Consider the following 17,256-nt stretch of genomic DNA (forward strand, 5'->3'; position numbering starts at 1 on the left):
GGGAGGAGCGCTTCCATGCGCAACTGTTCGCCGGGTCGCAGCGCCGCCCTGGCGAACAGTTGCGCCGGCGTAGTTTGCTGAGAGCCTTAAACCTCAAAGACCGTCGAACGCGTGAATTCCTCGATGTTATCGAGCAGGGCGTCGAGCGCCTGGCCGGCATCGTCGACGCCGCCTTCGGCGATTGCCTGCGCGACCGCCCCATGTAGCCGTGCCATCTCGGGTAAATCTGCCGCCTGTCGGTAATGCACGTACCAGAACCGCCTGGACAGTCCGTGCATCTGGCGCATAGCGCCTTCCGCAAACTCGTTTCGAGCGGCGATCAGGCACAGCTCATTGAATTCGCGATCGAGGCGCACAAAGCTGACATCATCGTTGTTGCGCGAAGCCTCCTGAAATTCCGCGGCGAGTTGAGCGAACACGTCCCTTTCTTGCGGAGTCGCAGATTTCGCTGCCGAGCGGCAAATCAATCTCTCGACTTCCCGGCGGGTCCGAAGTAACCGGAGCTGCTTTTTGACGTCGATTTCGGGTATCAGCAAACCGCGCTGCGGCAGGATCAGGATCAGGTGTTCGCGTGCGAGACGCTGAATTGCCTCCCTGATCGGCGTGCGGCCGATCCCGGTCATTTCGCTCAACGCGAGCTCGGAGACGGTCGTCCCAGGTTCGAGCTGTAGCGTCACGATAAGTTCTTCGAGCTGGGCATAGGCCTGCTCGGTGAGACTCTCTGGCTGCGCGCGTTTTGAACGGCTCGGCATGGGCGCTCGCGCAGGCGTGGATGCCCGTGTGGCGGCCTTGCCGCCGGTGACGGACTTTCGTGCGGGGGAGCGTGCGGCCATTCGATTTTATCCTCTGTGTATCAGATATATCCATTTTATATCATCGAGTCCATCACTTGACGGGCAGTATTCAGGTACTGCCAAGGGCAAGTTTGTCGGTCATGAGGTGCATGATGCGGAATCGGCGGAACTGGCCGCGTTGCTGATGCGACGTGAAGCAGTCTGGCCGAGGGCATGGCAGGACGCCCTCTGGTGCTGCACTCGGATAGCGGCAAGTCGAAGAAGGGTGCGACGATGCTCCCCACTCTGGAAAACCTGGGCCGTGGCATCGTCTGGCCGGCCGTGTGTGAGTCGTGAAAATCCCTACGCGGAGACACCGTTTCCAACCTGCAATTACCGGCCCAACTTCCCGCGCAGGCCGTTCGGCAGCATTGATGATGCGCGGGCGGGGACGCAGCAGTTCGTGCGTTGGTACAACCATGAGCACGAACACCGCGGCCTGAAATTCGTCACAGCGGCGCGGTGTCAGAACGTCGTAGCTCCGCAGTGCTCGCACAACGTGAAACCGTTTACGCAGATGCCAGGGAGCGTAATCCGCAGCGTTGGCCTCGTTGGATGCGTAATTGGAAATTGAAGGATGGAGTCTTGCTCAATGCGGAGCGAACGCAGCCGGAAGAACTAAAGTAGTTCGCATGAAGTGACGCGATAACTACGTTGACAACCGCCGAAACACAGGACCAGGAACATGTCGCTCGGCAGCCAGCACACAAGTACCTGTTCAAATTGACGAGATCATCGGGACTCGCCAGGAGGCTGCGCTCTTACCTAAGCCTCGTGTCTGTGCCATCGTCGCGCGCGGGCGCCTACATCACCTTCAACTGATCCGGAAGTGCTGCGACTGCTGCGGTGTACTGCCCGCCGCTCGAAAGGTTTTGTTCCCGCTCGTGAGCGAACCCGTTCAGGAAAGCATCGACGACCGAACGAACCTTTGCCTCGATGACCGACGCCTTCGGTGGACGCATGATCCCAAGCAGGAGCTGATGTGAAAAATCGAAGGCCATCATGTCGTGAAAGAGGATGGCAGCCTCCCGCGTGTCGCAAGCACGCAGCTCCCCGCGAGCCTGGCGTTCCTCGAAGAACTTTGTCATTGCCTCGTAAAATATACGCGGACCCCGATCAAACCACGTCTGCCCCACTTGAGGAAAGCGACTCGACTCGGCAATTGCCAGGCGCTGCAGTGCGATAGTTCGGGGATGCAGCACGGCCTTGTAGAACGTTTGCCCGATCATGGTCAAGGCCTGACGCAGAGGCAGCGAGAAGCCCTCGGAGGCCACGATTGCGCCAGAAATCTCGCTGCTAAGATTTTCGAGCGCGGCGATGAAGAGACCCTCTTTGCCCTTGAAGTGCTTATAAACGTTGGACTTGGAACCACCTACCTCGGCAACGATCTCGTCCAGGGTGACGCGATCGTACCCGCGCGCCAAGAACATATCTGCTGCAGTGGTCAGTAATTCGCGACGTCTTTGCGTTGATCTGCTTACCGGTAGACGCGACGGCAGTTTCTTCCGGGCAGGCGTCTTTCTAGCGGGCATGCGAACCTTCCTTGCGTTTTCAAACGAGCTTCTGACGCTCTCGACCTATCCGTACGTGGCTGCCGAAGCAGGACCTATAAGCATTTGCATTTTAGCAGGCGCCCACGCCTCCTATCTCCGGCGCGCCGCTAGCCAAGCCTGAACAGTTCACATCGCCGCTGCTGGGTTAAAGCTCTCACAGCAGCTGCGAATCTCCGGTTTGGTGCACGCCGTTGAAAGACACTACGAAGGACGGAGAGGCCAGGCCTGCATGGGTCGCCATCGTCGCTTACGTCGTCGTCATCGAAACCTTCCTAATCATACCGCCGGGTACGACCTGTCCAAGTATCTCTCTCTGCTGATCGTTTGCCGATAGCATTGGGATATGTCACCCATAGTTCGTGGTTTACCCCAATACCTCGCTTTTCGTGTCGACATCTAATATACTACGCATTCGGTACTGAACAGTACTCGTGATGGTCTTTCTGGGGCCGACCTGTTTTACGCGAGCGCACTTTGAGAGATTCGGCGTAATGGATGGTGTCAAAGTACAACTGGGGCTGACCGATCGGACTACCCAGGCCATCGGGGAAGCTCTGGCCCGACGCAGGACGACGGGTCGGGCCAACCTGCTGTTTGCCGGACCGGCGGTGATCGCTTCGATCGCCTACATGGATCCCGGCAATTTCGCCACGAACCTTCAGGCAGGCGCCCGATACGGCTACGCACTGCTTTGGGTGGTGCTCGGTGCGAACGTCGTCGCGATGCTCTTTCAGGCGCTATCGGCCAAGCTGGGTATCGTCACGAACCGCAACCTCGCCGAAATGTGCCGTGAGCGATTTCCCGTACCGCTGGTTTATGCGATGTGGGGGATCAGCGAGATCGCGGCGATGGCGACTGATCTCGCGGAGTTTCTGGGAGGTGCGATTGGTTTGTCGCTGCTTTTCCATCTGCCGTTGATCGTTGGCATGGCGGTTACCGGACTTGTTACGTACGCGATCCTGATGGCTGAAAAGCGGGGGTTTCGTCCGATGGAGCTTATTCTCGGCGGTCTTGTCGCCGCAATTGCACTGTCGTATGTGGTCGAACTTTTCATGGTTCACATAGCCTGGGGGGGCGCTGCTCACGGAACGTTCGTACCACAGTTACCTACCAGCGAGGCTCTGACGGTCGCGGTCGGCATGTTCGGCGCCACAGTGATGCCCCACGCCATCTATCTGCACTCCGGCCTGACGCAAAATCGCGCACCGGCGCTTACCGATGCCGGACGCAGAAAACTGCTGCGCTTCTCCAACCTCGAGGTGATCACTGCGCTGACACTCGCGGGTCTGGTCAACATGGCAATGGTGGTCATGGCGTCAGGTGCATTTCATGCGGGTCATCCCGACATTGGCGAGATCGAGACGGCGTATCACACCTTGACGCCATTGCTCGGCGCCGGCGCGGCGGGTGTCTTCCTCATTGCGCTACTTGCCTCCGGTGTTTCGAGTTCGGTCGTCGGAACGATGGCTGGTCAGATGATCATGCAGGGTTTCGTAGGGTTTCGTATTCCGATCTGGCTACGCAGGATTGCGACGATGATGCCGGCGTTCGTCGTCGTCGCGTTCGGTGTCAACGCAACCGATGCGCTCGTCTATAGCCAGGTGGTGTTGAGCTTCGCGTTGCCGGTTCCCATGATCGCCCTGGTTATCTTTACCTGCCGGCGTGACATCATGGGATCGTTCGTGAACAGTTGGCTCGTGTCCGTCGCAGCGATTTTGGGAACCGTGTTGATTTTGTTTCTCAACGTCATTCTCCTGCTTCAGACCTTTGGCATGAACATACCGGGATTGCAGGGCGCCGGATGACGATATACGTGACCACGATGCCAAAGGCAGCAAGTCGTATTATTTATAATGTTCGTAGTGCGAACGATAGTGTAACAAGAACATTCACCATGAAACAAAGGAGATGAGATGATGCAGATACCTAAAACAGCCCGACCGGCGCCATTTCAGGTGACTCGTGCAAGCCACCTGACCTTTACAGTCCGTGATCTGGCCCGCAGCCGCGACTTCTATACTGAAGTCGTTGGCTTGACCGTTAGTGATGAGGACCGTGACACGATCTATCTACGGGGCGTTGAAGAGCGATCACACCATAGCCTGATCCTGAAGCGCACAAATGATGCGCCCGCGTGCATCAGGACCGGCCTGCGGACATTTGACGACGAGGACCTGGATAAAGCCAAGTTCTACTTCGAAAAGCGCGGAATCAAGGCTGAATTCGTCGACGCACCGTACCAGTCACGCACGCTGCATACTTCGGACATCAGCGGCACTCCACTGGAGTTTTGCTTTGACATGCCGCGCGTCGAACGAGTGGATCAGAAGTTCGAGAGCGTTCGGGGCGGGGGTGCGCTTCGCTTCGATCATTATCAGGTCACTGCCCCTGACGTCCAGCTCGCAGCAAACTTCTATGCCGACTTCGGGTTTCGAATTCTCGACTATATGATCGTCGGAGAACAGCCGGTCGGCGTCTTTTTGCACGCTAAAGACTCCCAGTACGATGTGGTCTTCATCCGGCGGCCGGGCCCGGCGTTGCATCATTTTGCGTACGTCGTCCACGGTATCAACGAAATCATGAAGGCTTGCGATGTTGCGGGTAGTCTGGGCTTTGGCGATAACGTGGAGTTCGGACCAGGCAGGCACAGTCTGGGGCACTCGTACTACGTCTACCTGCTCGATCCCGACGGTCACCGCGTCGAATTGCTGCCGCCGCCGATCTACTGCGGCGATGCGCAAGACGAACCGATCGTCCACGACCTGACCGGGATCTCCCGGGTAACCGAGTCGTGGGGACTGCCGCCGCGGTTGACCTGGCTGACGAACGCCTCCTCCTTCCACGGTGTAGAGCGCACGAGTCCGCCGCCCGGAGGGCCGGAGCCGTCCCTGGAGGCCTATCTGGGCATGAGCTGAATTTGTCTGGCGTAGTCGAGTAACGGATCGTTGCTCATGAGAGCAACGATCAATCTGATTTGATCAAACTAAAGGCTTTTAGATATGGCACGTATCCCCTATGTGAACAGAGAGACCATACCGGACGGCAGAACGGATCTCTATGACCGGCTGATTGCTGAACGGGGTCCCAATCCCGAGAACATTTTCCTGGCGCTGGCGAACGCCCCGGCACTCACGGAGGCGGTTCTCGGAATGGCAACCGCGCTGCGCAAGCAGACCTCTTTCCCCAGAGTCTTCCGCGAACTTGCAGTCGTGACGGTAGGGATCGTGGCCAATGCGTCCTATGAGGTGGACCACCATTGGAATGCGGCCTTGAGCGCGGGCGTGCGACGCGAACAGCTCGAGAGCCTGCAGGACTTTGAGGAATCGGAACACTTCACGGCCGAGGAACGTGCCGTGATTCGTCTGGCGAGAGAAGTCAGCCTCGATGGGCATGTCAAGGACAGCACGTGGGATGCCACCGCGTTCCTCGGTCAGCAACAACGCCTCGAGTTACTTGTAACAATCGCCTGGTACAACTGCGTCGTTCGTATTCTTCTGCCCTTGCAGATCGAAAAAGAACCGTGGTTCGTGCGCCGATAGTCTTTCCCTGGATAGAAAATTACCCGATGAAACTTCTCCGCTATGGGCCTCAGGGCCAGGAACTTCCGGCGATACTCGCCGCTGATGGTTCAGTGCGCGCCCTGAGCCCGATTATCAAAGATATCGACGGGTCCGTGCTCTCCGCTGAAGGCATGTGTTTTCTCGAAGCGCTCGATCCACTAAAGCTGCCGAGGGTTGATGCCCCTGGGCGCATCGGCTCGCCGCTTGGCAACGTCAGGGAGATCATCGCGATAGGGCTGAATTACCGCCAGCATGCGATGGAAGCCAGCTTGCCGATCCCTTCCGAACCGGTGGTCTTCTTTAAATCGACTTCGTCGATTTGCGGGCCCGGCGACAACATTCTCTTGCCGCCCGGTTCGACTAGTACTGACTGGGAGATCGAGCTCGGGATCGTCATTGGTAGCACCGCCTCGCGCATCGACAAAGACGAGGCACGCAAGTGCATTGCCGGTTACGTCATGGTCAACGACGTGTCCGACCGGCATTGGCAAGTCGAGCGAGGTGGTCAATGGAGCAAAGGCAAGAGCTTCGATACCTTCACGCCGGTCGGTCCGTGGCTGGTGAGTGCGAGCGAGTTGCACGAGCCCGGGGCGCTCGAACTGAACCTTGATGTGAACGGCACCGCGCGTCAGCGCGGTAATACGGCAGATATGATTTTCGATGTCGATACGATCGTCAGCTATTGCAGCCAGTTCATGACATTACGACCAGGGCATCTCATCATTACCGGAACACCGGCGGGCGTTGGCTTTGGCATGACGCCGAAAACGTATCTGACGGACGGCGATATCGTCGATATGTCGATAACCGGGCTCGGCACGCAACGTCACTTGATACGTGCCGGCTAATTTGCCACTGCTTTGCGCGGAGATGGACAATGAAGAAGATTACACTCACCTTCGATAACGGCCCGACCCCGGGTGTCACCGAGGCGATCCTGGCCATCCTGGCTGAGCGCGGTATCAAGACAACCTTCTTCGTGTTGGGAAACCGCATCTCTGATCCCGTCGGGGCGGCTTTGCTCGACAAGATCGCCGCGCACGGGCATTGGGTGGGCAATCACTCGTTCACCCATTCCGTCGCCTTCGGTGACAGCACTGAGCCAGGTTATGCGATAGGTGAGATCAGCGATACACAGGCGCTGATCGATGCGGGTGGAATATCGGGGCGACTCTTCCGGCCGTTTGGCAATTTTGGTCTTCTCGGGCCGCATTTGCTCAGTGAAGAAGCGCTGGCCTATCTGATGGAGCACCGTTTCACTTGCATTGCGTGGAACAGCGTGCCTCACGACTGGAATGATCCTGCCCATTGGGTGGAACGATGCCTGGCGGACGTTGAAAAGCAGGATTGGACCGTAGTTGTGTTGCACGATATCGAGAACGCTGCAGTGACGAGACTTCCCGAGCTACTCGATGCGCTCGAAGAGCAAGGTGTCGAAATCGTCCAGTCCTTCCCCGAAGAGGTTGTGCTGATCCGGGAGGGGGAGCCGGCATCCTTAAAGTCCAACCACGTTGCCGGCCGCAGTTGAGCCTCTGTAATCTAACGCGACTATGTTGTTGCGCGACCTGTTCGGCAACCGAACCGAAAATCATTGCCTTTCCTTTTCCGACGATAACGACTAGTACTGGTGCTCAAGCGAGGCCCCAGCTCGCTGCCTGAGCAACAGACCCTCGAAGACCTGGGCTCATATCGTACGCCGCGAGCACTTCGCCTATTTCGGGACAGTAAAGTGCCTGCGCGGCGAGCCGCGCTGTGCCGTTGTCCGAAACGTCTCTCGCGCGGCCAGCATCGCCGGCCGGTTTTCCCGCGCCCACTCAGCGAGTGCTTTCAACGGCACGTTCAAACTGCGTCCGAGTTCGGTCAACTCGTAGTCCACGCGGGGTGGAATCGTTGGATACATCGTGCGGGTGACCAACCCGTCCTGCTCCAGGCCTTTCAGGGTCAGCGTGAGCATGCGCTGCGAAATCCCTTCGACGCGGCGATGGATCTCGTTGTAGCGGATCGGTCCTTTTGACAAGGCGCCGACCACCATCACCGTCCACTTGTCGCCGATGCGAGCGAGCGTCTCGACTTCCGCTTTGCAAGCCTCGTGGGGGTTCGATGCTTCCGAGGCACGAACAGGTGTGTTCGTATCGACCATAAATGTGCCTCCTTGTTGAGATCGGCGGTAGAGCCCACTATATCTCAACGAACAATTTGTTCGTATCGACCAAGGCGAGAGCAATCAGCCTCGTTGAACCTTTCCTCCCCAGGTTGCAGGAGTAACCCATGACCGAACAGCAACAACCCCGCATCGGCATCGTGATCGGCTCGACCCGGGAAGGCCGCTTCGGCGAAAAGCCCGCGCACTGGATCCGTGAGATCGCCAGGCAGCGCACTGACCTTGTCTTCGAGCTGATCGACCTGCGCGATTACCCGCTGCCATTCTTCAACGAACCGCGGTCGCCGGCCTACGGACCAGTCAACAACGAGGCGGCACGGCTCTGGGCCGGCAAGCTCGCGACGCTCGACGGCTTCATCGTGGTGACGCCCGAGTACAACCATGGCCCGAGCGCGGTGTTGAAGAACGCGCTCGACTACGCCTACACGGAGTTCGTCCGCAAGCCGATCGGCTTCGTGGGCTATGGCGGGGTGGGGGCGGCACGGGCCGTCGAGCAGCTGCGGCTGGTTGCAATCGAGCTGCAGATGGCACCGGTGAGCCGTGCCGTTCACATCGGCATGGTGGAATCTCTCGGCATCATGCAGCAGGGCAAGACCTTCGAAGACTTCCCGCACCTGGCGCAGGCGGCCAACAAGCTGCTCGACGACATGTCATGGTGGGCCAGGACGCTGAAGCTCGCAAGCGAAGGTATGACGACCGGCGTCGCCGGCCGAGAGCAGAGAGGGAAAGCCGTCACCGTCACGGTGTAAGCTAAACACCACGCGCCACTTCAAAGCAGATGACACCTTCCATTCGGCAGATTTGGGGCGGCGAATGTCGTCTGCGGGTCGATAGTGCTATCTCAGCCAACGGCGGCGACCGGCTCCTTCCGTCTGGTTGCGGACGCTCAAACGGGCTATCCCGAGGACCGCTCATGGCCGGTTGTACTCGCACGGCGTCAGGTGAGATAGCGGCCGCACGAGCCCTGTCGAACTGCTTTGGCGCGCGGCCGGTATAGGCGGCGCTAGATCTCGGTCTGCTCCGAGATCTACAGTGCGTCGGCGACGTCGATGCCAAGGTATCGCACGGTACTATCCAGCTTGGAATTCAACGTGGCTTTCTTCGTGACCGCAACGATTGACGACTAGTCTAGTGAACACTTTGGCCGACATACATGCGAGTCTGCGCCCCATTCAATATTCGAAATGCAAGATGGTGGTGTCAGGCCACGTCGCCGGGGATGGGAGGGAATGACCATCGCGATCTGTCAGACAACTCGTTGCGGGTTTTCCGAGGCGGCTAAATTTGTCTGCGAGCCGCATCAGGACTGGATTGGATGATGCGGGAGGCCGGATCGGTTAAAGTCCAGATTTGCGGATGTTACGGATGGCTGGAAGTCAATGCTGGCAAGCGATTCCAACGAAATTGAGCGTTGAACAGTTCGAGCAATTTGTCTTGCCGCATCTGAGCCGTGGCCGGCGCGGACCGACACCGACGCTGGCGTTGCACAAGATCTTCAACTACATCCTTCAGCTGCTGTACATGGGCTGTCAGTGGAAGATGCTGCCGATCGAAAAGAATGCCGAAGGTCGTCCTGAAATCCACTACACGCGCATCTATCGGGCACTGCGGCGGTGGCAGGCCGATGGCTGCATCGACCGGATTTTTGCCAGCTCGGTGCGCAAGCTTCACCAGGACGGGCTGCTCGACCTCACGGTCATTCACGGCGACGGCACGACCACTGCCGCGAAGAAGGGCGGCGACAACCTGGGATACAGCGGACACAAGCACCTCAAGGGCGACAAGGTGGTTGCCTTCTGCGATCGCCGCTGCAACGTGATCGCGCCATTCGTTTCTGCCCCGGGCAACCGCAACGAATCGCCGCTGCTGCGTGACGCGCTGCCCGGACTGAACCACATGGCCCGCGCCATTGGCATGGACCTGCAAGGCTCAACGGTGAGCCTGGACGGCGTCTACGACTGCCGGGCCAACCGCAAGGCGATTTTCAACCGCGACATGATTCCCAACATCCCCGAAAACCCGCGTGGACGTAAAACGCCGAAGCGGGGCCGCAAACTGGGCTTTAATCCGGCCATTTTCGAGGAGCGCTTCAGGACCATCGAGCGGGTCTTCGCCTGGGAGGACAAGTTCCGGCGCCTGCTGCTTCGCTTCGAGCGTCTAAGCCCGGTCCACTATGCATTCAAGACCCTCGCTTACACGATGATCAACCTGCGGCACTACTGCTGACGATCGGCGTTGATCCGAACACCATGACGATGGCGCTCCGCGCCATGAGAAGTCACGTCATTTTAATATGCAATCCTGAAAAGCTATCGACGAAATGCATAACCGTCGCCCTTTTCAAAACCCTCGAACCGCTCCTCCGCGCCCACGCTGTACCGCTTCTTCACATCCCGTTTGCGCTCGAGTGAAACCCGCAACCAGTTGTGAACATCGTGCTGCCGCCGGCGGATAGCGACACTGCGAAGGCCGCTTACGATGCGATGCAGCGGACGTTCAACTTCAATCCTCGCGCGCACTTCTATCGGTGATCATCGTGAAAGAGACGAGTACGACGACCTATTTGCAAGGGCAGATTGTCGACGAGAACGTCGAGTTCACCCTGGTTGAATTGAGCCGGGTGAGAGGGGCATCGGAGGAGGAATTGACGCACTGGGTGTCTGAAGGCGTGTTTGAGCCTATGGGCGAGCGGCCGCAGGAGTGGCGCTTCAGCGGCGCGGCGCTGCGGCGCGTGCGGACTGCGCAGCGGCTGGCACACGACTTTCAGATCAACCCTCCCGGCGTCGCGCTAGCCCTCGATCTGCTCGACGAGATCGACGCATTACGCGCGCGTGTGAAGCGCCCTCGCGGAAGCTAGGCGAGCCTATGCGTGATGTCTTGTTGCATTGACACCGGCTGAGATGTTTCCGAATAGCTCTGTGCATCTATATAACCCCAGCGATTTCGATAGAAATTCGCGTTCAGCGTGGTCCGCCCCCTAATTCTGGCAGCCCTGTCGGGTACCCAGCGTCTTCTCTTCAGACTGTGACAAAGTGGCGCCCATCAGATCGGAAATGATGGGCATCACTTTGGTCGCGCCGTCTATAACGGCGGGCGCGAGCCGCTTACGTTAAGTGTCGGTTTCCCACTGTCGTTCACACTGTAGAGACGTCTTCGCCTTGTGGCGCGAATTAAAAACGCCTGAAGCTCTGCGGGGCGAGTGGCAGCAAGTCCGGCTACGGCGGTCATTCCATCGACGGCGGTTCCATCGGTCCAGCAAACAGTGCGCGGTCGAAGAACGGGTCGTCCAGTTCCAATATTTCATCGTCGCCGAGAAGGACCACAACTAACTGCCGTGAACCGTTCCCAGGCACGTCTGCGATCTCCCCGATTGTTTGCTTCGGCGACCGGTCGTCCGTAAATCGCACCCAGTAGTATCCCGGCGCTACGGGTCGTGTGTCCGTCCAGTCCATAACTGTTACCTCCTGAAATCCCGTGTAGTTGATCGCTACCACAACGTCGAGTTTATCGCGGCATCGTAGACGGCAGTTGGACGGCGCAGTCAGCTAGGAATAGTTGCCAGTCTGTACAGACGAGCGTGCTGTTCGTCGATGCGCTCGCGCGTCGGCGCCGCCGAGCAGATGACTCACAGGAATGTGTGACGTCAATGCCGGCACAGGGTTGCGGGGTAACGACTTTTACTGGGGACGGTCCACGGCCTAATTGCGCGGCCCGTCTGACAGACATTGTTTGTTGACTCCCGAAAGGCCTCACAATTGAACGTTGCTTTTCGAAAAAAACGACTAACCGATCGTGTCGGCCGCCGACGGAAGCAGAATCGATTTCCGGCTGGCCCAAGCGACTGACTTCGCCGAATGTGCAATCACTCGCGAAGCACTCGAAGTCCATTTCTGGCTGCCACCACGCGCCAAAGCGAGCCGCATGCTTAAAGCGTTCGACGACGGCCGGAATCGTGTCGTCGCGGTCGCGCAAAGAAAAATGCGGTTCGGCCGGGCTATCCGGTTCGACTGACCAGTCACGACTTCGCCGCGAGACGTTAGGGAGGCCGAGTCTTGGGCACGGTAAGCGGAAATGGTATTGATTTGACTCCGATTGCTGTCCCTTGGGTGCAATCTTGTAAAAAAGCGCGACCGTCCATGTTCATGTCATGTCGTGTCGAGGCCAGGTTCAAATGTCGGGGTTTGGACTTTTTAGAAATGTCCGGTTTTGAAGTTCAGAAATATCTACTTTTAAGGGCTTTAAAGCACCGAGCCAACCCGAGTTCCGGCAGTTCTCAGGATCGCCTCATTCAGCTCTTCACGCGTCAGTTCCCGCTGCTTGCGGGTGCCTACCTTGCGCTCCTTCGGTCGGGGTGCTTCGCCCTGGTTGGTCCGCGATGGCGAGCCCGACGCCCGCCGGTCATCACGCTGCGCCTGGATCACCTGCGCCATCTGCAACGTGTGCCCCAGCCGCTTGTTGTCAACCACCGCCGCCTGGTCAATCTCGGAGAGCCGGTCGTAGCGGACACAGGGCAGGGCAGCACCATTCACCCGGATCTCGATGCGCCCGTCCGGATACTCGAACACGTCCAGATAGTTGTGAATCAGGCTGCGGTTTGCCACCGTGTCTTCAAGCAGATAGATCACCCGGTCGTACTGCACGGTCAGCACCTTCGACACGCGCCGCGGCACGCGACATGTCAGGATCAGGTCAAGATCGTCATCCGTCCGCAGCGGCCGGTGCGCGTCGAACGTGCTCCTGGGCGCCTTGCCCAACCGGCCGTTAAAGTCGGCGATGAAGTGGGGCGCATAAGCGTTGGCCGCCTCCTTCGTGCTGATGCCACGTAGCCGCAACTCCTTCACCAGTCGGTCCTGCAACGTGAGATTGGCGCGCTCGACGCGCCCCTTCCTCAAAGCAGTCAACTGCACGCGATCTGACCGATGCGACGCAGTTGTTCCGGGTCACCCATCCCTTCCATCCGCTGTACGGGCGAGAGTTCATGCTTGTGGACCGGCGCAAGGCGTGGGGAGAGGATCGCGTCTACTTCCATGACGACATGGGGAATCTGAAACGTATGCCGGCAGGCTGGACGAGCGCAGCGCCGCCAAATGCATTCGAGACAGTTTCGGCGGGACGATCGCATTTCCGCATTGAAGATCTGTTGCAATTGACCATGCTAATCGCCCGGTACAGAGAAACAAACGGACATTCAAAAGGGCACACAGGCGAGCGCAAGCTGTCAAGGAAATAATGCCATCTGTGTAAATGTAATTATGCCATTCGATGCGCCTGCAATACTTCCGCAAATGATTAGCTGATGAAGCAGATGAGAGCCTTTGTTTGAAGATATGAGGCGCGCCGGGTGACAGTCTTGAAAAAGACCTTGACATCGACTGTAAATGGTCATAATTTATATTACATATGGCTCGTACCCGAAAACCCGATCCCAAACTCGCCGCTCTCGAAGATAGTGGCACTGTGAATCCGCGCCCGCAGGACATCGATGATCCTGCCTTCAGCGACAGCGACTTCTTCGATCCCCGGGATCTGGTTCAGGTCCGTTACGAAATGCTGCGACGCGTACGCGTGGAAGGGCAAACCATCGCGGATGCCGCCGCACACTTCGGAGTCAGTCGGCCGACCTTCTACAAGGCGCAGGCCGACTTCGAGCGCGACGGCCTGGCTGGGTTGCTGCCGGTCAAGCGCGGCCCGCACGGACCTCATAAGATCACCGATGAGGTGACGCGCTTCATCGAAGAAGCGCGCGCGACTCACGTTGGGCTGGAAGTGCAGGAGCTGGTCGATCGGATTGCGGGGCGGTTTGGCCTGGCGGTGCATCGACGCACCGTGGAGCGCGCCCTGGCGCGTTTGAAAAAAAAACGACGGTAAATCCCCCCGTAACGGCGCGCGATGCCCAGTCCCTGAGCCGATGCTACGAGGTCTTGCGCCAGGAGGTTCTCGATACAGGCGGAGGTGGTCCCACGCTGATGCGAGGCCGGGCGCTGTTCATGTTCAAGGGCATGGCGGTCTGGATGAAGTCGGTGACCGAAGCGTTTCCGTTTAGTCCATTACCGGTCACGCGCCCGAGCGGGCTGAATCTGCCTGTCGGTCTCGAACAGAACCTGATCGTCATTGTGGCGGCGATGGCAATTGCGACAGCGGAGGTGATGGCATGACCGATCAGACGCACGCGAAAGTTCAGGCCCGGCATCTGAAAAGAAGCGCCTACCTGTATGTCCGCCAGTCCACGTTGCGACAGCTGTTCGAGAATACCGAGAGCACTGAGCGCCAGTACAACCTGCGACAGCGCGCGGTCGCTCTTGGATGGCGCATTGATCAGGTGGTTGTAATCGACTCGGACCTCGGCCTGTCCGGCGCGTCTGCGGTTGATCGCCTGGGGTTCCAGCGTCTTGTCGCCGAGGTGAGTCTGGGCCGCGCCGGGATTGTGATGGGCCTCGAGGTGTCGCGCCTGGCGCGCAATTCCACCGACTGGCATCGGCTACTGGAGATTTGCGCACTGGCCGACTGCCTGATCCTTGACGAGGATGGCGTCTACGATCCCGCGCACTTCAATGATCGGTTGCTGCTCGGCCTGAAGGGCACGATGAGCGAGGCTGAGTTGCATGTCATGCGGGCACGACTGCGCGGCGGAATTCTCAACAAGGCACGTCGCGGAGAGCTGGAGATGCGGCTGCCCATCGGCTTTGTGTATGACACCGAGGCACGCGTGCGTCTGGATCCCGACGCACGTATCCAGGAAAGTATCCGGCAGCTCTTCCGCACGTTCCGGCGCACCGGTTCGGCCACGGCAACGGTCAAGGCATTTCGCGTGCAGGGTCTTCTGTTCCCCCACCGGATTTACCGCGGGGCACGAAAGGGGGTTTTGTCGCAGTAAGGCGCGATGGGCAAGTAAACGCGATTACTATGTATTGCTTATGAAACGAGCGAGTAGAACTGCTGCGCAGCGGACAGTGAGATTTTGCCAAAGTCCTTCGCCTGCCCTTTCTTGATCATGTGCATGACTTCGATGCCGCTCAGAATGACACGCGCGCAGTCAAAGTCCTTGAACCCGAGCATCGGTCTGGTGCGACGTTTGATGGCCCGATGGTCCTGCTCCACCACGTTGTTCAAATACTTGACCTGCCGAAGCTTGAGGGGCGTCTCGCGCTCGGCATTCACCGCATGAAGCGCCGCCAGATTGGAACCGCTTTTGTCGATGGTCACCGTCTCGGGTGCGCCGTTCTGAGCGATGGCTTTATCGAAGAAGCGGCGCGCGGCGGCCTTGTCCCGCTTGGCTCTGAACAAAAAGTCGATGGTGTTACCCGCCTTGTCCACGGCGCGATACAGGTATTTCCACGAGCCTTTGACCTTGATATAGGTTTCATCCATGCGCCAGCTCTTGCCCACGGGGCGTTTGTGCTTGCGAAACGTCTTTTCGAACAACGGCACCAACTTGATGACCCACCGATGCACCGTCGAATGATCGACGCCGATGGCGCGCTCAGCCATCATCTCCTCAAGATTGCGCAGACTTAGGGAGTAGGCTACATACCACCGCACGCACAGCAGCATTACATCCAGCGGATAATGAAGCCGCTTCAAAATCTTGGCAATGCCTGCAGCAAGGGTCGTTCGTGGTGTCGCGATCTTCTTCATCGTGGGCCGAAGCAAAGTTAGTGCAGCCCGAACTTTACCGCGACATCGTTATTGCGACAGAACCAAGATGCTCGACGAGCTCCTTTTTGAGCACCCCGCGCGCCTGGATGAACAGGCTCCGGTAAATCGTCTCGTGAGATATCTGCATGTCCTTGTTGACCCGGAACTCGCGCCTGAGCCACCCCGCTATCTGTGAAGGAGCCCATTTTAATTTGAGTTTGGCTGCCACCAGCCGGCGCAGGCGCGCATTGCCCGACAACGCACACACCTTGGGCCGCCGCGCACGCTCCCAGGTGTGCGCATCGGCCTCGTGCGCCCGATACCTGTGGCTGCCGCCATTGCGCCCGATCTCCCGGCTGATGGTCGATTTCGAGCGCCCCAGTTGCAGTGCAATCTGCCCCATCGTTCTGCCTGCAACAAGGCCCCGCGAGATCTCCTCGCGTTCGGCCAGCGTCAGCGCTTGCGCAGATCGTGTGCGCGCGGGCGGGGAAATCCCGCCGTTCCTGTGCACAACATGATAAACGCCACTCGGCTGGCGCTCGAGCATCCGCGCGATTGCACTAAGCGACTCGCCCTCGCGCCATAGCTTCCAGATTTCGGCCTTCTGCGCGGTGTTCAACCACGGTCTTCTTTGTCGTCCCATCGTGCTCCACTCTGTAAGCGGCTCGCGCCGGCCGTTGTAGACGGTGACTAAGATAGGCACCAAAGTGATGCCCATCATTTCCGAACTGATGGGCATCACTTTGTCACAGTCTGAAGAGAAGAAGCCGGGTACCCGGATGGGCCGCCCGAATTACGCCCGGGAGCTTCGTGAGCGACTGGCGGCAGCGGCTTGCGAGCCCGGCGTATCAGTCGCGAAACTGGCGCGCGAGAACGGCATAAATGCGAACATGCTGTTCACCTGGCGGCGGCGATATCTGGCCGAGCAGCAAGCTCAGTCTGCTGGGCTCATTCCGGTCGTGCTGGTAAGCGACACGCCAGCGGAGGTCGCTGCATCATCTCTGGTAGAAGCTCGAGCGCAGGACACGAAGCCTGTAGCAACTGCCGGAACGATCCAGATCCGGATCGGTCGCGCGGTAGTCAAGGTGGACGGCCTGGTCGATGCCAATATCTTGCGGATCGTGCTGGGGATTCTGCGGTCATGATTTCCCTCCCGGCAGGCACGCGAATCTGGCTCGCTGCGGGCGTCACCGATATGCGTGCAGGGTTTCAGGGGCTAGCCGCAAAGGTGCAAACAGCGCTCGAAGAGAATCCGTTGGGCGGCAACGTCTACATCTTCCGGGGCCGTCGCGGCGATCTGGTGAAGATCCTTTGGGCAACCGAGGACGGAATCTGGCTTCTCGCAAAGCGGCTTGAACGAGGCCGTTTTATCTGGCCCCAGGCCGACAGTGGCAAGGTCCATCTGAGCTCCGCGCAACTGTCGATGCTCCTCGAGGGCATCGATTGGAGGCAGCCCCGTCGCACCGCCGCGTTATCGATGTTGTAAACCGCGCGGCAGACTCGTAAACTAAGGC

General features: G+C 58.7%; 20 protein-coding genes and 3 pseudogenes. 16 read left to right on the forward strand and 7 right to left on the reverse strand.

The features are described 5' to 3' along the window. Positions 1-86: 86 nt before the first annotated feature. Positions 87-833 carry a GntR family transcriptional regulator gene (locus P0D84_RS43355; protein ID WP_408348980.1) on the reverse strand — a complete coding sequence of 249 codons (747 nt, stop codon included), beginning with the start codon at positions 831-833 and terminating at the stop codon, positions 87-89. 88 nt (positions 834-921) lie between these two features. Between P0D84_RS43355 and P0D84_RS43360 the strand changes: the two are divergent. Then, a pseudogene (locus P0D84_RS43360) lies at positions 922-1,460 on the forward strand (integrase core domain-containing protein); the annotation flags it as partial. 176 nt (positions 1,461-1,636) lie between these two features. On the opposite strand, the gene P0D84_RS43365 reads toward P0D84_RS43360, so the two are convergent. After that, a complete protein-coding gene (locus P0D84_RS43365; protein WP_408348983.1) occupies positions 1,637-2,365 on the reverse strand; it encodes a TetR/AcrR family transcriptional regulator C-terminal domain-containing protein in 729 nt (242 codons plus the stop codon). Between the two features lie 512 nt (positions 2,366-2,877). On the opposite strand from P0D84_RS43365, the gene P0D84_RS43370 reads away from it, so the two are divergent. From P0D84_RS43370 to P0D84_RS43390, 5 genes are all read left to right on the forward strand, one after another. Further along, entirely contained in the window at positions 2,878-4,191 is a 1,314-nt protein-coding gene (locus tag P0D84_RS43370; protein ID WP_408349820.1) for an Nramp family divalent metal transporter, read from the forward strand. Positions 4,192-4,299: 108 nt separating this feature from the next. After that, positions 4,300-5,301 carry a VOC family protein gene (locus P0D84_RS43375; protein WP_408348985.1) on the forward strand — a complete coding sequence of 334 codons (1,002 nt, stop codon included), beginning with the start codon at positions 4,300-4,302 and terminating at the stop codon, positions 5,299-5,301. Positions 5,302-5,385: 84 nt separating this feature from the next. After that, the gene (locus tag P0D84_RS43380) at positions 5,386-5,925 is read left to right on the forward strand and encodes a carboxymuconolactone decarboxylase family protein (RefSeq protein WP_408348988.1); all 540 of its coding nucleotides are present in this window, start codon (positions 5,386-5,388) and stop codon (positions 5,923-5,925) included. 26 nt (positions 5,926-5,951) lie between these two features. Further along, positions 5,952-6,794, forward strand: coding sequence for a fumarylacetoacetate hydrolase family protein (locus tag P0D84_RS43385; protein WP_408349823.1), 843 nt, complete (start codon positions 5,952-5,954; stop codon positions 6,792-6,794). A 29-nt stretch (positions 6,795-6,823) separates the two neighbouring features. Further along, positions 6,824-7,474: a polysaccharide deacetylase family protein gene (locus P0D84_RS43390; RefSeq protein ID WP_408348991.1), complete on the forward strand. Its 651-nt coding sequence runs from the start codon at positions 6,824-6,826 to the stop codon at positions 7,472-7,474. A gap of 183 nt (positions 7,475-7,657) precedes the next feature. Here P0D84_RS43390 and P0D84_RS43395 read toward each other — a convergent pair whose 3' ends face one another. After that, positions 7,658-8,086, reverse strand: coding sequence for a winged helix-turn-helix transcriptional regulator (locus P0D84_RS43395; protein WP_408348994.1), 429 nt, complete (start codon positions 8,084-8,086; stop codon positions 7,658-7,660). Between the two features lie 128 nt (positions 8,087-8,214). On the opposite strand from P0D84_RS43395, the gene P0D84_RS43400 reads away from it, so the two are divergent. The 3 genes from P0D84_RS43400 (at position 8,215) to P0D84_RS43410 (ending at position 10,964) form a co-directional block, all read left to right on the forward strand. Continuing rightward, on the forward strand, positions 8,215-8,856 hold the full coding sequence (locus tag P0D84_RS43400; RefSeq protein ID WP_408348997.1) for an NADPH-dependent FMN reductase: 642 nt from the start codon (positions 8,215-8,217) through the stop codon (positions 8,854-8,856). 655 nt (positions 8,857-9,511) lie between these two features. Further along, on the forward strand, positions 9,512-10,333 hold the full coding sequence (locus P0D84_RS43405; RefSeq protein ID WP_408349000.1) for a transposase: 822 nt from the start codon (positions 9,512-9,514) through the stop codon (positions 10,331-10,333). 301 nt (positions 10,334-10,634) lie between these two features. Further along, entirely contained in the window at positions 10,635-10,964 is a 330-nt protein-coding gene (locus P0D84_RS43410) for a chaperone modulator CbpM (protein ID WP_408349003.1), read from the forward strand. Positions 10,965-11,331: 367 nt separating this feature from the next. Here the strand turns inward: P0D84_RS43410 and P0D84_RS43415 are convergent, their stop codons facing one another. Continuing rightward, positions 11,332-11,559 (reverse strand): hypothetical protein, encoded by a 228-nt coding sequence (locus P0D84_RS43415; protein ID WP_408347497.1) that lies wholly within the window; start codon positions 11,557-11,559, stop codon positions 11,332-11,334. A 340-nt stretch (positions 11,560-11,899) separates the two neighbouring features. Between P0D84_RS43415 and P0D84_RS43420 the strand changes: the two genes are divergently transcribed. Beyond that, positions 11,900-12,118, forward strand: coding sequence for a DUF1488 family protein (locus P0D84_RS43420; protein WP_408349006.1), 219 nt, complete (start codon positions 11,900-11,902; stop codon positions 12,116-12,118). A 227-nt stretch (positions 12,119-12,345) separates the two neighbouring features. On the opposite strand, the pseudogene P0D84_RS43425 reads toward P0D84_RS43420, so the two are convergent. After that, positions 12,346-12,993: pseudogene (locus tag P0D84_RS43425) on the reverse strand (transposase family protein); the annotation flags it as partial. Between the two features lie 44 nt (positions 12,994-13,037). Here P0D84_RS43425 and P0D84_RS43430 point away from each other — a divergent pair. The 4 genes from P0D84_RS43430 to P0D84_RS43445 all read left to right on the forward strand — a co-directional run bounded on the left by P0D84_RS43430 (position 13,038) and on the right by P0D84_RS43445 (position 14,981). Next, positions 13,038-13,337 (forward strand): DUF5372 family protein, encoded by a 300-nt coding sequence (locus P0D84_RS43430; protein ID WP_408349009.1) that lies wholly within the window; start codon positions 13,038-13,040, stop codon positions 13,335-13,337. Positions 13,338-13,507: 170 nt separating this feature from the next. Beyond that, positions 13,508-13,975 carry a helix-turn-helix domain-containing protein gene (locus P0D84_RS43435; RefSeq protein WP_408346517.1) on the forward strand — a complete coding sequence of 156 codons (468 nt, stop codon included), beginning with the start codon at positions 13,508-13,510 and terminating at the stop codon, positions 13,973-13,975. A gap of 53 nt (positions 13,976-14,028) precedes the next feature. Next, the gene (locus P0D84_RS43440) at positions 14,029-14,262 is read left to right on the forward strand and encodes a hypothetical protein (protein WP_408335305.1); all 234 of its coding nucleotides are present in this window, start codon (positions 14,029-14,031) and stop codon (positions 14,260-14,262) included. Next, entirely contained in the window at positions 14,259-14,981 is a 723-nt protein-coding gene (locus tag P0D84_RS43445; RefSeq protein ID WP_408349012.1) for a recombinase family protein, read from the forward strand. The genes P0D84_RS43440 and P0D84_RS43445 overlap by 4 nt, the downstream gene beginning before the upstream one ends. Positions 14,982-15,019: 38 nt before the next feature. Here the strand turns inward: P0D84_RS43445 and P0D84_RS43450 are convergent, their stop codons facing one another. Next, positions 15,020-15,742: an IS6 family transposase gene (locus P0D84_RS43450; protein WP_408348862.1), complete on the reverse strand. Its 723-nt coding sequence runs from the start codon at positions 15,740-15,742 to the stop codon at positions 15,020-15,022. 64 nt (positions 15,743-15,806) lie between these two features. After that, positions 15,807-16,385 (reverse strand): annotated as a pseudogene (locus tag P0D84_RS43455) (helix-turn-helix domain-containing protein); the annotation flags it as partial. 67 nt (positions 16,386-16,452) lie between these two features. Between P0D84_RS43455 and tnpA the strand changes: the two are divergent. Both tnpA and tnpB read left to right on the forward strand, forming a co-directional pair. Next, positions 16,453-16,887: an IS66-like element accessory protein TnpA gene (tnpA, locus tag P0D84_RS43460; RefSeq protein WP_408349018.1), complete on the forward strand. Its 435-nt coding sequence runs from the start codon at positions 16,453-16,455 to the stop codon at positions 16,885-16,887. Further along, positions 16,884-17,228 (forward strand): IS66 family insertion sequence element accessory protein TnpB, encoded by a 345-nt coding sequence (gene tnpB, locus P0D84_RS43465; protein WP_408349021.1) that lies wholly within the window; start codon positions 16,884-16,886, stop codon positions 17,226-17,228. Before tnpA ends, tnpB begins: the two co-directional genes overlap by 4 nt. Positions 17,229-17,256 lie beyond the last annotated feature (28 nt).

Source organism: Paraburkholderia sp. RL17-337-BIB-A (genome assembly GCF_046025895.1).
In the GTDB taxonomy this organism is placed as follows: domain Bacteria; phylum Pseudomonadota; class Gammaproteobacteria; order Burkholderiales; family Burkholderiaceae; genus Paraburkholderia; species Paraburkholderia fungorum_C.

Excerpts from the sequence above, each read along its gene's own strand:
- P0D84_RS43445 (WP_408349012.1), top strand. The coding sequence starts at position 14,259 with ATGACCGATCAGACGCACGCGAAAGTTCAGGCCCGGCATCTGAAAAGA.
- P0D84_RS43390 (WP_408348991.1), top strand. The coding sequence starts at position 6,824 with ATGAAGAAGATTACACTCACCTTCGATAACGGCCCGACCCCGGGTGTC.
- P0D84_RS43435 (WP_408346517.1), top strand. The coding sequence starts at position 13,508 with ATGGCTCGTACCCGAAAACCCGATCCCAAACTCGCCGCTCTCGAAGAT.
- P0D84_RS43365 (WP_408348983.1), bottom strand. The coding sequence starts at position 2,365 with ATGCCCGCTAGAAAGACGCCTGCCCGGAAGAAACTGCCGTCGCGTCTA.
- P0D84_RS43450 (WP_408348862.1), bottom strand. The coding sequence starts at position 15,742 with ATGAAGAAGATCGCGACACCACGAACGACCCTTGCTGCAGGCATTGCC.
- P0D84_RS43370 (WP_408349820.1), top strand. The coding sequence starts at position 2,878 with ATGGATGGTGTCAAAGTACAACTGGGGCTGACCGATCGGACTACCCAG.
- tnpA (WP_408349018.1), top strand. The coding sequence starts at position 16,453 with ATGCCCATCATTTCCGAACTGATGGGCATCACTTTGTCACAGTCTGAA.
- P0D84_RS43395 (WP_408348994.1), bottom strand. The coding sequence starts at position 8,086 with ATGGTCGATACGAACACACCTGTTCGTGCCTCGGAAGCATCGAACCCC.
- P0D84_RS43385 (WP_408349823.1), top strand. The coding sequence starts at position 5,952 with ATGAAACTTCTCCGCTATGGGCCTCAGGGCCAGGAACTTCCGGCGATA.
- P0D84_RS43375 (WP_408348985.1), top strand. The coding sequence starts at position 4,300 with ATGATGCAGATACCTAAAACAGCCCGACCGGCGCCATTTCAGGTGACT.
- P0D84_RS43380 (WP_408348988.1), top strand. The coding sequence starts at position 5,386 with ATGGCACGTATCCCCTATGTGAACAGAGAGACCATACCGGACGGCAGA.
- tnpB (WP_408349021.1), top strand. The coding sequence starts at position 16,884 with ATGATTTCCCTCCCGGCAGGCACGCGAATCTGGCTCGCTGCGGGCGTC.
- P0D84_RS43355 (WP_408348980.1), bottom strand. The coding sequence starts at position 833 with ATGGCCGCACGCTCCCCCGCACGAAAGTCCGTCACCGGCGGCAAGGCC.
- P0D84_RS43415 (WP_408347497.1), bottom strand. The coding sequence starts at position 11,559 with ATGGACTGGACGGACACACGACCCGTAGCGCCGGGATACTACTGGGTG.
- P0D84_RS43400 (WP_408348997.1), top strand. The coding sequence starts at position 8,215 with ATGACCGAACAGCAACAACCCCGCATCGGCATCGTGATCGGCTCGACC.